Origin of the sequence: Pseudomonas sp. GM60 (assembly GCF_000282415.1) — a bacterium.
Taxonomy (GTDB): Bacteria; Pseudomonadota; Gammaproteobacteria; order Pseudomonadales; family Pseudomonadaceae; genus Aquipseudomonas; species Aquipseudomonas migulae.
In genome coordinates, this window is sequence record NZ_AKJI01000029.1 from 15,684 (window position 1) to 28,299 (window position 12,616).

The 12,616-nt window shown below is 58.6% G+C and carries 10 protein-coding genes and 1 pseudogene; 9 read left to right on the forward strand and 2 right to left on the reverse strand.

Annotation, left to right across the window (positions count from 1 at the left end):
• Nucleotides 1-62 precede the first annotated feature (62 nt).
• A complete protein-coding gene (locus PMI32_RS23075; RefSeq protein WP_008026026.1) occupies nt 63-1,439 on the reverse strand; it encodes a glutamine synthetase family protein in 1,377 nt (458 codons plus the stop codon).
• Nucleotides 1,440-1,717: 278 nt separating this feature from the next.
• On the opposite strand from PMI32_RS23075, the pseudogene PMI32_RS29570 reads away from it, so the two are divergent.
• From PMI32_RS29570 to PMI32_RS23040, 8 genes and pseudogenes are all read left to right on the forward strand, one after another.
• Nucleotides 1,718-2,035, forward strand: a pseudogene (locus tag PMI32_RS29570) (gamma-glutamyl-gamma-aminobutyrate hydrolase family protein); the annotation flags it as partial.
• 100 nt (nt 2,036-2,135) lie between these two features.
• Nucleotides 2,136-3,494 (forward strand): glutamine synthetase family protein, encoded by a 1,359-nt coding sequence (locus PMI32_RS23070; RefSeq protein ID WP_008026030.1) that lies wholly within the window; start codon nt 2,136-2,138, stop codon nt 3,492-3,494.
• A gap of 58 nt (nt 3,495-3,552) precedes the next feature.
• On the forward strand, nt 3,553-4,917 hold the full coding sequence (locus tag PMI32_RS23065; RefSeq protein WP_008026032.1) for an aspartate aminotransferase family protein: 1,365 nt from the start codon (nt 3,553-3,555) through the stop codon (nt 4,915-4,917).
• Nucleotides 4,918-5,087: 170 nt separating this feature from the next.
• Nucleotides 5,088-6,200, forward strand: a complete 1,113-nt coding sequence (locus PMI32_RS23060; protein WP_008026034.1) for a polyamine ABC transporter substrate-binding protein — start codon at nt 5,088-5,090, stop codon at nt 6,198-6,200.
• Nucleotides 6,201-6,442: 242 nt separating this feature from the next.
• Nucleotides 6,443-7,540: a polyamine ABC transporter substrate-binding protein gene (locus tag PMI32_RS23055; RefSeq protein WP_008026036.1), complete on the forward strand. Its 1,098-nt coding sequence runs from the start codon at nt 6,443-6,445 to the stop codon at nt 7,538-7,540.
• A 71-nt stretch (nt 7,541-7,611) separates the two neighbouring features.
• Complete coding sequence (locus tag PMI32_RS23050) at nt 7,612-8,754, forward strand: ABC transporter ATP-binding protein (RefSeq protein ID WP_008026038.1); 1,143 nt, start codon at nt 7,612-7,614, stop codon at nt 8,752-8,754.
• Between the two features lie 35 nt (nt 8,755-8,789).
• Nucleotides 8,790-9,671: an ABC transporter permease subunit gene (locus PMI32_RS23045; RefSeq protein WP_177318183.1), complete on the forward strand. Its 882-nt coding sequence runs from the start codon at nt 8,790-8,792 to the stop codon at nt 9,669-9,671.
• Nucleotides 9,668-10,561 (forward strand): ABC transporter permease subunit, encoded by an 894-nt coding sequence (locus PMI32_RS23040; RefSeq protein WP_008026042.1) that lies wholly within the window; start codon nt 9,668-9,670, stop codon nt 10,559-10,561. The genes PMI32_RS23045 and PMI32_RS23040 overlap by 4 nt, the downstream gene beginning before the upstream one ends.
• Nucleotides 10,562-10,690: 129 nt before the next feature.
• On the opposite strand, the gene PMI32_RS23035 is transcribed toward PMI32_RS23040, so the two are convergent.
• Nucleotides 10,691-11,332, reverse strand: a complete 642-nt coding sequence (locus tag PMI32_RS23035; RefSeq protein ID WP_008026045.1) for an HD domain-containing protein — start codon at nt 11,330-11,332, stop codon at nt 10,691-10,693.
• A 304-nt stretch (nt 11,333-11,636) separates the two neighbouring features.
• Between PMI32_RS23035 and PMI32_RS23030 the strand changes: the two genes are divergently transcribed.
• A complete protein-coding gene (locus PMI32_RS23030; protein WP_008026047.1) occupies nt 11,637-12,602 on the forward strand; it encodes a GlxA family transcriptional regulator in 966 nt (321 codons plus the stop codon).
• The last annotated feature ends 14 nt before the right edge of the window (nt 12,603-12,616 follow it).

The following is a 12,616-nucleotide window of genomic DNA, read 5'->3' on the forward strand; positions in this document are numbered from 1 at the left end:
CGGCCATAAAAAAACGCCGCAAGCCTTGTCAGCCTGCGGCGTTCCTTTTTCACTGCAACCGCTTAAACGGTATGCAGATACCAGTTGTACTCAAGGTCGGAGATGGAGTGTTCAAACTCCTCCAGCTCGCTTTCCTTGCAGGCCACGAAGATGTCGATGTATTTCGGATCGATGTACTTGGCCATGACTTCGCTGTCGTCCAGCTCGCGCAGTGCATCACGCAGGTTGTTCGGCAGGCTTTGCTCGTTTTGCTCGTAGGAGTTGCCTTCCACGGGTGCGCCCGGCTCGATCTTGTTGGTCAGGCCGTGGTGCACACCCGCCAGGACCGAAGCCATCAGCAGGTACGGGTTGGCGTCGGCGCCGGCTACACGGTGTTCGATGCGCACGGCATCGGCGGCGCCGGTGGGTACGCGAATCGCTACGGTGCGGTTGTCCAGGCCCCAGCACGGCGAGTTCGGCACATAGAACTGCGCGCCGAAACGACGGTAGGAGTTGACGTTCGGGCAGAGGAAAGCCATCTGCGCCGGTAGGGTCTCGAGCACACCGCCGATCGCGTGACGCAGTGCGGCGTTCTGCTCGGGATCCTCGCTGGCAAAAATGTTTTTGCCATCTTTATCAAGAATCGAAATGTGGACGTGCAGACCGTTGCCCGCCTGGCCCGGGTAAGGCTTGGCCATGAAGGTGGTGTCCATCTCATGGTCGTAGGCGATGTTCTTGATCAGGCGCTTGAGCAGGACCGCGTAGTCGCAAGCCTTGATCGGGTCGGCCACGTGGTGCAGGTTCACTTCGAACTGCGCCGGGGCACTTTCCTTGACGATGGCGTCGGCCGGGATGCCTTGCTCTTTTGCACCTTCCAGAATGTCCTGGAGGCAGTCGACGTATTCGTCGAGGTCGTCGATCAGGTAGACCTGTGTCGAGTGCGGGCGTTTACCGGAAACCGGCGAGCGAGGTGGTTGCGGACGGCCGTTCACGTTCTCCTGGTCGATCAGGTAGAACTCCAGCTCGAACGCGGCGCAGATGGTCAGGCCCATTTCGTCGAACTTGCGCACCACGTTGGCCAGCACTTCGCGCGGGTCGGCGAAGAATGGTTCGCCTTCGAGTTCGTGCATGGTCATCAACAGTTGCGCGGTAGGGCGCTTCTGCCAGGGCTCATTGCACAGGGTGTCAGGGATTGGATAGCAGATTCGGTCAGCATCGCCGATGTCCAGGCCCAGGCCGGTGCTTTCCACCGTCGAGCCGTTGATATCCAGAGCAAATAGAGAGGCCGGCAGGTTGATGCCTTTCTCGTAAACCTTGTGGAGGCTGGTGCGTTCAATGCGCTTGCCGCGCACCACACCATTCATATCCGCAATCAGAAGGTCAACGTACAGAACCTCAGGATGTTCCTTAAGGAACGCGTTCGCTTCGTTAAGCTGAACGGCACGCGGGGGTACCGACATGATGCAACACCTTTGTTGTTAAAAATATCAATCATTGATCTCTTCGGATTCCAGTCAACCCGAACGGCATGCCGAAGTCAAGCGAGGCCTTTTTTGCCCTAAAAAAGCGCCCATGAGGCTTTTTTGAGGCACTTTGGGGCGTTTTTATGCCTTTGAATGCTTTGCCGTCCGCGGGCTTGAGCGGGCCGTGTTGTATTTTTTACGGGGGTGTTGTGTAAAAAAATGAACAAGGCTAAGCTCGATTCAAACCCATAACAGCAATAATACCGGGGTGCTTCATGTCTCGCCTGCCGTTAATCGGCGTCGCCGTCTGCTCTACGCAGATCGGTCTGCATGCTTATCACATCAGTGGCGATCGTTACGCTCACGCCAGGGCCCGTGTTGCCAAAGGCGTGCCGTCGACTCTTCCTTCCCCGGCAAACCGGCTGGTTCCGTCCGATATTCTGGACGGTCTGCGCGACATTCTCTTTACGGGTTGTCCTTCCAATATAGAACCGTTTTACCTGGCTGGCCCGACCAACGTGTCGGTCATCGCTCATGATTCTGCACGCCTTGCATTGTTCCCGTTCACCCATGCCGTCGTCGAGGCAGGTATTTGTGCGCGGCAATTGCAGTGGCAATCTGTACCAAGCGACGCCCGTGCGTCAAACAACGCCTGACTTATAAGAGTCAGGAAACTCAGCCTAAGAGGCATTTATGAGTAACAACCTCGACCAGCTCACCGATTGGTTGAAAGACCACAAGATCACAGAAGTCGAATGCATGATCGCCGACTTGACCGGGATCACCCGGGGCAAGATTTCGCCGACCAACAAGTTCATTGCTGAAAAAGGCATGCGCCTGCCCGAGAGCGTTCTGTTGCAGACCGTGACCGGCGACTATGTCGAAGACGACATCTATTACGAACTGCTCGACCCGGCCGACATCGACATGATCTGCCGTCCCGACTCGAATGCAGTGTTCCTGGTGCCATGGGCCATCGAGCCGACCGCCCAGGTGATCCACGACACTTATGACAAGCAAGGCAACCCGATCGAGCTGTCGCCGCGCAACGTGCTTAAAAAGGTTCTGAAGCTCTATTCCGACAAGGGCTGGCAGCCAATCGTGGCGCCGGAAATGGAGTTTTACCTGACCAAGCGTAGCGACGACCCCGACTACCCGCTGCAACCGCCAATCGGTCGCTCGGGGCGCCCGGAAATCGGTCGCCAGTCGTTCTCGATTGAAGCGGCTAACGAATTCGATCCGCTGTTCGAAGACGTCTACGACTGGTGCGAACTGCAGGAGCTGGACCTCGACACGCTGATCCACGAGGACGGCACGGCGCAGATGGAAATCAACTTCCGTCACGGCGATGCCCTGTCCCTGGCCGACCAGATCCTGGTGTTCAAACGCACCATGCGCGAAGCCGCGCTCAAGCACGACGTGGCCGCCACTTTCATGGCCAAGCCGATGACCGGCGAGCCGGGCAGCGCGATGCACCTGCACCAGAGCATCATCGACATCGAGACCGGCAAGAACGTCTTCTCCAATGAAGACGGGACCATGAGCCAGTTGTTCCTGCATCACATCGGTGGCTTGCAGAAACTGATCCCCGAGCTGTTGCCGCTGTTTGCCCCGAACGTCAACTCGTTCCGCCGCTTCCTGCCGGATACGTCGGCGCCGGTGAACGTGGAGTGGGGCGAAGAGAACCGCACCGTGGGCCTGCGGGTGCCGGATGCCGGGCCGCAAAACCGTCGGGTGGAAAACCGCCTGCCGGGGGCTGATGCCAACCCGTACCTGGCGATTGCCGCGAGCCTGCTCTGCGGTTACATCGGCATGGTCGAAGGCTTGAACCCAAGTGCGCCGGTGGTGGGGCGCGGCTATGAACGCCGCAACCTGCGCCTGCCGCTGACCATCGAGGACGCGCTGGATCGCATGGAAAACAGCGCGACCATCGAGAAATACCTGGGCAAGAAATTCATCACTGGCTACGTCGCGGTCAAGCGGGCCGAGCATGAAAACTTCAAGCGCGTGATCAGCTCCTGGGAGCGGGAATTCCTGCTCTTCGCCGTCTGATGCGCCGGGCGCTGCTGATTCCTGCGGCGCCTTTCACCGAAATCTTAGGAGAGTTCGCATGACCAGCAACAACCCGCAAACCCGTGAATGGCAAACCCTGAGCAACGATCACCACCTGGCCCCGTTCAGCGACTTCAAGCAGCTGAAAGAGAAGGGCCCGCGGATCATCACCAACGCCAAGGGCGTTTACCTCTGGGACAGCGAAGGCAACAAGATCCTCGACGGCATGGCCGGCCTGTGGTGCGTAGCGATCGGCTACGGTCGCGATGAACTGGCTGATGCCGCCAGCAAGCAAATGCGCGAGTTGCCTTACTACAACCTGTTCTTCCAGACCGCACACCCGCCGGTGCTCGAGCTGGCCAAGGCCATTGCCGACATCGCGCCAGAAGGCATGAACCATGTGTTCTTCACCGGTTCCGGCTCCGAAGGCAACGACACCATGCTGCGTATGGTCCGCCACTATTGGGCGATCAAGGGCCAGCCGAAAAAGAAAGTCATCATCAGCCGCAAGAACGGTTATCACGGTTCCACCGTGGCCGGCGCGAGCCTGGGTGGCATGACGTACATGCACGAACAAGGCGACTTGCCGATCCCGGGCATCGTCCACATCGCCCAGCCTTACTGGTTCAGTGAAGGCGGTGACATGACACCGGAAGAGTTCGGTGTGTGGGCAGCCAATCAGCTGGAAGAGAAGATTCTGGAAATCGGCGTGGACAACGTCGGTGCCTTTATTGCCGAGCCGATCCAGGGTGCCGGTGGCGTGATCATTCCGCCAGACACCTACTGGCCGCGCATCAAGGAAATCCTCGCCAAGTACGACATCCTGTTCGTGGCGGACGAAGTGATCTGTGGTTTCGGCCGCACCGGTGAGTGGTTCGGTACCGATTTCTACGGCCTCAAACCCGACATGATGACCATCGCCAAAGGCCTGACGTCCGGCTACATCCCGATGGGTGGCCTGATCGTGCGTGACGAAGTGGTGGCGGTGCTCAACGAGGGCGGCGATTTCAACCACGGTTTCACCTACTCCGGACACCCGGTGGCGGCGGCGGTGGCGCTGGAAAACATCCGCATCCTGCGCGAAGAAAAAATTATCGAGCGCGTTCATGCAGAAACGGCACCTTACTTGCAGAAACGTTTGCGGGAACTGAGCGATCACCCGTTGGTGGGGGAAGTGCGCGGGGTGGGGCTGTTGGGGGCCATCGAACTGGTTCAGGACAAGGCCACGCGCAAGCGTTACGAAGGCAAGGGCGTCGGCATGATCTGCCGCACGTTCTGCTTCGACAACGGCCTGATCATGCGTGCCGTCGGCGACACCATGATCATTGCTCCGCCACTGGTGATCACCAAGGCTGAAATCGATGAGCTGGTGACCAAGGCACGCAAGTGCCTGGACCTGACCCTGAGTGCGTTGCAGGGCTAAGTGCTAGGCTCTGAGCGGGAGACATGAAACTTTCGCTCAGGGCAGTCGCAAACGGCGGCCTTTCCTTGAAAGACCGCCTCCGATCTTGCCAGACTAGCCGCGGTTCCAGTTGCCCGGGTTTGGCCGCTGAACAAAGTGGTTCAAAAAAGAAAAAATTTGGAGCATTACGCATGAAGGCATTAGGAAAAAAGCTTGCTGGCAAGACACTTCTCGCCATGTCCCTGATGGGCATTATGGCGGGTGCGGTTCAGGCGGACGACAAGGTGTTGCACGTCTATAACTGGTCCGATTACATCGCACCGGACACCATCAAGAAGTTCGAAACCGAGTCCGGCATCAAAGTCGTTTACGACGTATTCGACAGTAACGAAACCCTGGAAGCCAAGTTGCTGGCAGGCAAGTCCGGTTACGACATCGTCGTACCGTCGAACAACTTCCTGGCCAAGCAGATCAAGGCCGGCGTTTACCAGAAGCTGGACAAGTCCAAGCTGCCTAACTGGAAGAACCTGAACACTGACCTGCTCAAAGCGGTATCGGTGAGCGACCCGGGCAACGAACATGCCTTCCCGTACATGTGGGGTTCGATCGGTATCGGCTTCAACGCCGAGAAGGTCAAGGCAGCACTGGGCGCCGATGCACCGACCAATTCCTGGGACCTGTTGTTCAAACCTGAAAACATCGCGAAGTTGAAATCGTGTGGCGTTAGTTTCCTCGATTCGCCAACCGAGATGATTCCGGTGGCGTTGCACTACCTGGGCTATCCAACTGACAGCCAGGACAAAAAACAACTGGCCGAAGCCGAAGCGCTGTTTCTGAAGATTCGTCCTTCGGTTGGCTACTTCCACTCGTCCAAGTACATCTCCGACCTGGCCAACGGCAACATCTGCGTAGCCGTGGGTTACTCGGGTGACATCTACCAGGCCAAAGCGCGCGCCGCCGAAGCCGGTGACAAGGTGAAAGTCAGCTACAACATTCCGAAAGAAGGTGCCGGCAGCTTCTACGACATGGTCGCCATCCCTAAAGATGCCGAAAACGTCGAAGGCGCCTACAAGTTCATGACCTTCCTGCAAAAGCCGGAAATCATGGCTGAAATCACCAACGCGGTACGTTTCCCGAACGGTAACGCGGCGGCCACTCCTCTGGTCGAAAAAGAAATCACCGAAGATCCGGGCGTCTACCCGCCTGCCGATGTGCTGGCCAAGCTGTACGCGATTGCCGATTTGCCGGCCGCGACCCAGCGGATCCTGACTCGCAGCTGGACCAAGATCAAATCCGGTAAGTAAGTAATACACCTTGTAGGAGCGAGCCTGCTCGCGATGAACCTGAGAGCAACGCTGGGTGTCAGGCACCCAGCGTCATCGTTGACGACCATCGCGAGCAGGCTCGCTCCTACAGGTATCCGTATAAAAGTTTTGCTGGAACGGTTTTTCGAGGGTAAGTTGCGCGCCGGTTTTGTTGCTGGGCAGCTACGACTGTCATGTAACGCGGGGCAACTTGGGCCCAACTAATTTTAGAGGACCTCCACTTGCCTATTTTTTCTTTGTTGCGCAATGCATTGCTGGCCGGTGCCGGACTGACGATGGCTGTCAGTGTCCAGGCTGCCGGCACGGTGCATATTTATAACTGGTCGGACTACATCGGCGAGACCACCCTGGCCGACTTCCAGAAAGAGACCGGTATCAAACCGGTATATGACGTCTTTGACTCCAACGAAACCCTGGAGGGCAAGTTGCTCGCCGGGCGTACCGGTTATGACGTGGTCGTGCCGTCCAACCACTTCCTCGGCAAGCAGATCAAGGCTGGTGCTTTCCAGAAACTCGACAAGTCGAAGTTGCCGAACTACTCGAACCTCGACCCCGTATTGCTCAAGCGTCTGGAACAAAATGATCCGGGCAACTTGTACGCCGTCCCTTACCTGTGGGGCACCAACGGCATCGGCTACAACGTCGACAAGATCAAGGCTGTGCTGGGCGTCGACAAGATCGATTCCTGGAGCGCGGTGTTCGAGCCGGAGAACATCAAGAAGCTGCAGAGTTGCGGCGTGGCGTTCCTCGACTCCGCCGATGAAATGATGCCGACGGTCCTCAACTACATGGGCCTGAACGCCAACAGCACCAACCCCGAAGATTACAAAAAGGCTGAAGCCAAGTTGCTGGCAGTGCGGCCTTACGTGACCTACTTCCACTCCTCCAAATACATCGCGGATCTGGCCAACGGCGATATCTGCATCGCGATCGGTTTTTCCGGCGACATGTTCCAGGCCCGCAACCGTGCGGCTGAAGCGAAGAAAGGCGTGAACATCGCCTACACCATTCCCAAAGAGGGCGGTGCGCTGTGGTTCGACATGCTCGCGATTCCGAAGGATTCGGGCAACGTCAAAGAGGCCCACGCCTTCATCAACTATTTGTTGAAACCCGAGGTGATCGCACAGGTCAGCGATTCTGTTGGCTATGCGAACCCCAACCCTGGCTCGGACAAATTGATGGAGCAGTCCATCCGCACCGACGAGTCGGTTTATCCACCGCAAGCAGTCCTCGACAAGACCTACGTGTCGGTCGAGTTACCACCAAACATTCAACGTTTGATGACCCGCAGCTGGACCAAGGTCAAGTCGGGCAAATAGCTTCAGGGCTCAAACTATCCAGGTTGGCTCACCTTGAGCGAACTGCACTCTTTTTTTTGGGAGTTTCGTAAATGGCAGTTGCCTCCGGCGCCTATAAGAAAGCCCTCGAGGGCGACCAGTCACCTAAACAGGTGCTGGTCAAAATCGACCGGGTCACGAAGAAGTTCGACGAGACGATTGCCGTGGACGATGTGTCCCTGGAAATCAAGAAAGGCGAGATTTTCGCCCTGCTCGGCGGTTCGGGATCGGGCAAGTCCACGTTGCTGCGCATGCTCGCAGGCTTCGAACGGCCCACGGAGGGGCGCATTTTCCTCGATGGCGTAGACATCACCGACATGCCGCCCTACGAGCGGCCGATCAACATGATGTTCCAGTCGTACGCCCTGTTCCCGCACATGACCGTGGCGCAGAACATCGCCTTCGGCCTCAAGCAGGACAAACTGCCTGCGGCTGAAATCGATGCCCGCGTGGCCGACATGCTCAAGCTGGTTCAGATGACCCAGTACGCCAAGCGCAAACCGCATCAGTTGTCCGGTGGTCAGCGTCAGCGGGTGGCCCTGGCGCGTTCGCTGGCCAAGCGGCCGAAGCTGCTGCTGCTCGACGAACCGATGGGTGCGCTGGACAAGAAACTGCGCTCGCAAATGCAGCTTGAGCTGGTTGAAATCATCGAACGCGTTGGCGTGACCTGCGTGATGGTGACCCACGACCAGGAAGAGGCCATGACCATGGCCGAGCGCATCGCGATCATGCACCTGGGCTGGATCGCCCAGATCGGCAGCCCGATCGACATCTACGAAACCCCGACCAGCCGCCTGGTCTGCGAGTTCATCGGCAACGTCAACATCTTCGACGGTGAAGTGATCGACGACGCCGAAGGCCATGCGACCATCACCTGCAAAGACCTGGATCGCCAGATCTACGTGGGCCACGGCATCAGCACCTCGGTGCAGGACAAATCCGTGACCTACGCGATCCGTCCGGAAAAGCTGCTGGTGACGCCGGACATGCCGACCTGCGAATACAACTGGTCCAGCGGCAAAGTGCATGACATCGCCTACCTCGGCGGTCATTCGGTGTTCTACGTCGAGCTGCCGAGCGGCAAGATCGTCCAGTCCTTCGTCGCCAACGCCGAACGCCGTGGTCAGCGCCCAACCTGGGGTGACCAGGTTTACGTGTGGTGGGAAGACGACAGCGGCGTGGTACTCCGCTCATGAACATGCGCAAATTTAAACGCCGCCTCAATCGAATAATTCCCGGTGGCCGTCAGCTGGTCATCGGGGTTCCGTTCCTCTGGCTGTTCATGTTCTTCATGCTGCCGTTCTTCATCGTCCTGAAGATCAGCTTCGCTGAAGCCGACGTGGCCATTCCGCCGTACACCGAGATCTACAACTTCGTAGACCAGAAGCTGCAGGTGCTGCTCAACCTCGGCAACTACGCGATGCTCGGCGACGATGAGTTGTACATCGCCGCTTACCTCGGTTCGTTGAAGATGGCGCTGATCAGCACCATCCTCTGCCTGCTGATTGGTTACCCGATGGCCTACGCCATCGCCAGTGCCCGCAAAGAGCTGCAAACGGTGCTGGTGCTGCTGATCATGATGCCGACCTGGACCGCGATCCTGATCCGCGTTTACGCGTGGATGGGCATCCTCAGCAATAACGGTCTGCTCAACGGTTTCCTGATGAGTATGGGCTGGATCGACGAACCGCTGCAGATCCTCAACACCAACCTGGCGGTGTACATCGGCGTGGTTTATTCGTACCTGCCGTTCATGATCCTGCCGCTCTACGCCAACCTGGTGAAGCACGACAACAGCCTGCTGGAAGCGGCGTCCGACCTCGGTTCGAGTACGTTCAACAGCTTCTGGAAGATCACCATTCCGCTGTCCAAGAACGGCATCGTCGCCGGTTGCATGCTGGTGTTCATTCCAGTGGTGGGCGAGTTCGTGATCCCGGAACTGCTGGGTGGTCCGGAAACCCTGATGATCGGTAAAGTGCTCTGGCAAGAGTTCTTCAACAACCGTGACTGGCCGGTGGCGTCTGCCCTGGCGGTGGTGATGCTGTTGATCCTGATTGTGCCGATCATCCTGTTCAACCGCAGTCAGGCCAAAGAAATGGAGGGTAAAGAATGAAGCGCTTCCGTTTCTCGAGTTTCATGCTGATCGCGGGTTTGCTGTTTATCTACGCGCCGATGCTGATCCTGGTGATCTACTCGTTCAACGCCTCGAAACTGGTGACGGTGTGGGGCGGCTGGTCGATCAAGTGGTACGTCGGCCTGATGGACAACACCCAACTGATGGGCTCGGTGGTGCGTTCGCTGGAAATCGCCTGCTACACCGCGATTGCCGCTGTGGCGCTGGGCACGTTGGCCGCATTCGTCCTGACCCGCATTACCCGCTTCAAGGGCCGCACGTTGTTCGGTGGCCTGGTCACCGCGCCGCTGGTGATGCCCGAAGTGATCACCGGTCTGTCGCTGTTGCTGCTGTTCGTGGCCATGGCGCAGATGATCGGTTGGCCGCAAGAGCGTGGCATCGTCACCATCTGGATCGCCCACACCACGTTCTGTGCTGCGTATGTGGCGGTGGTGGTGTCGGCACGCTTGCGTGAGCTGGACCTGTCCATCGAAGAGGCCGCCATGGATCTTGGGGCGAAGCCGTGGAAGGTGTTCTTCCTGATCACCATCCCGATGATCGCGCCATCCTTGGGGGCGGGCGGCATGATGTCGTTCGCGCTGTCGCTGGATGACCTGGTGTTGGCCAGCTTCGTGTCGGGGCCGGGGTCGACGACCTTGCCGATGGAAGTGTTCTCGGCGGTGCGTCTGGGCGTGAAGCCTGAGATCAACGCCGTGGCCAGCCTGATTCTGCTGGCGGTGTCGTTGATGACCTTCCTGGTCTGGTTCTTCAGCCGCCGCGCCGAAGAAAGCCGCAAGCGTGCGATTCAGCAGGCCATCGAAGAAAGCGCTGCCGATTCGTGGAAGCAACCGGACGTGCGTCGCGCACAGCAGGCGCCGGAAGCGGCCTGAACCTTTGAGTTGATCGCATTTCTGTGATCAACCCAAATCCCCCGTAGGAGCCGGCTTGCTGGCGATGGTGTGTCAGTCGACATCAATGTTGCTGACCCTCCATCGCCAGCAAGCCGGCTCCTACAGGTTTCAGGACACCCAGGGGGACTTGCGGATGATCTCGACGAAGTTCATCGGCTTGAACCCTGGCTCGCTGTCCACCAGCACATCCGCGTTCACCGTACCGAACGTGGTATCCGGCTTGTGCTTGAAGCCGTTGGCGAACGCACACAGGATGCACTCCTTGAACCCCTCGCCCCGTGGATGCGCATGCACCACCGCCTCACGCTGCGCCGTGGGAAACGCGGCGTAGTCGATCCCCAGCACATCCATTTCAACGCCCGCCGTCACCAATGCCACGTTGGGGCGCAGGTGATGCACTACGTTCGGCGTGGTGTGCAGGGCAATCGACAACCACACCTGCTCGATGTCGTCATCGCTCAGGCCGTAAGGCTTGAGGAATGCTTTGGCGGCGTTGGCGCTATCGACTTCGAAGCGTTCATCGTCGCTGCGATGACCTTCCACCAGACCCAGGTCATGGAACATCGCGCCGACGTATAACAGCTCCGGGTTGTAGGCCAGTTGCTTGCGTTCACCGCTCAAAGCGCCGAACAGAAACACCCGGCGCGAGTGGTGATAAAGCAGGTCGGATTCGACGTCGCGAATGTATTCCGTGGTGGCCCGGGCCAAAGCGCTGTCGGGGATTTTGATGCCGGCGATGGTGCTGCTCATGGTGCTGTCCTCGTGGGGAACGCCGTGGCGGCGCTGATGGAACAAGTCTGTTCCCGGCCCCAAAACCGGACAATCGATCCATGGCTGCGATCCTTGCCAATGAGCATGCATATCGCGCCAACCTCGCTTGTTGAGCGCGGATTGGCTACGGTTGAGGTCCTGCGCATGGATTTACGTCATGCGCACACCTTGTAGGAGCCGGCTTGCTGGCGATGGTATGTCAGCAACATTGATGTCGACTGACACTCCATCGCCAGCAAGCCGGCTCCTACAAAGTCTGCGTAAATCGAGGGTGTTCCTTGTCATGAGTAAAACCGTTGCCATCGTGGTGTTCGCCGGCGTGCAGTCCCTGGACGTCACCGGCCCCATGGATGTGTTTTCCGAGGCCAATCGTTTCCTCGCGCCGCAGGATCACTATCAACTGGAGGTGATCGGCGTCGAGCGCGGTGTGATGCCGTGCTCCAACGGTTTATCCCTCAATGCCCATCGGCATTTCAGCGAGGCGCTGGGGGCGTACGACTTGTTGCTGGTGGCCGGAGGGCCGCAGTTGCCGTTCATGGATTTCGGCGCGGCCTTCGATGCCTGGCTGCGCGATGCCAGCGCGCTGGCGCAACGGTTCGGCTCGATCTGCAACGGTGCGTTCATGCTCGCCCGGGCAGGCTTGCTCGAAGGGCGAACGGTGACGACTCATTGGGGCGATGCCGCTGCGCTCGCGGCGTTGTGCCCTTCGACGCAGGTCGAGGCTGATCGCTTGTACGTGCAGGATGGTGAGCTCTATACCTCGGCCGGGGTCACGGCGGGGATCGATCTGTCGTTGTACTTGTTGGCCCGGGATCATGGGCCGGAAGTGGCGCTCAGCGTGGCCAAGCGGCTGGTGGTGTTCACGCAGCGCTCGGGCGGACAATCGCAGTTCAGTCCATTTCTCACGCCCCACGCCGAGCCGACGTCGGCGGTGGCGATGGTTCAGCATTACGTGCTGGCCAACCTGACCGTCGATCTGACCATTGCAGACCTCGCCAACGCCGCCAACATGAGCGCCCGCAACTTTTCCAGGGTGTTTGCCAAAGAAGCGAAGGTCACCCCGGCAGAATTCGTCGAACGGGCGAGGGTGGATGCGGCGCGGGTGATGCTCGAAAGCACCGTCGCGCCGTTGAAGACGGTGGCGTATCAGTGCGGGTTTCGAGATGCGCAGCATATGCGCAGCGTGTTCAATCGCCGGCTCGGTGTGACGCCGCAGCAGTTCAGGTTGAATTTTGCGGCGATGGTTTGAGCTGACATTTGTGT

What these genes read in the sequence shown, in the direction of transcription:
- PMI32_RS23060 (WP_008026034.1), top strand. Translation starts at nt 5,088, where the DNA reads ATGAAGGCATTAGGAAAAAAGCTTGCTGGCAAGACACTTCTCGCCATG.
- PMI32_RS23040 (WP_008026042.1), top strand. Translation starts at nt 9,668, where the DNA reads ATGAAGCGCTTCCGTTTCTCGAGTTTCATGCTGATCGCGGGTTTGCTG.
- PMI32_RS23035 (WP_008026045.1), bottom strand. Translation starts at nt 11,332, where the DNA reads ATGAGCAGCACCATCGCCGGCATCAAAATCCCCGACAGCGCTTTGGCC.
- PMI32_RS23065 (WP_008026032.1), top strand. Translation starts at nt 3,553, where the DNA reads ATGACCAGCAACAACCCGCAAACCCGTGAATGGCAAACCCTGAGCAAC.
- PMI32_RS23075 (WP_008026026.1), bottom strand. Translation starts at nt 1,439, where the DNA reads ATGTCGGTACCCCCGCGTGCCGTTCAGCTTAACGAAGCGAACGCGTTC.
- PMI32_RS23030 (WP_008026047.1), top strand. Translation starts at nt 11,637, where the DNA reads ATGAGTAAAACCGTTGCCATCGTGGTGTTCGCCGGCGTGCAGTCCCTG.
- PMI32_RS23070 (WP_008026030.1), top strand. Translation starts at nt 2,136, where the DNA reads ATGAGTAACAACCTCGACCAGCTCACCGATTGGTTGAAAGACCACAAG.
- PMI32_RS23050 (WP_008026038.1), top strand. Translation starts at nt 7,612, where the DNA reads ATGGCAGTTGCCTCCGGCGCCTATAAGAAAGCCCTCGAGGGCGACCAG.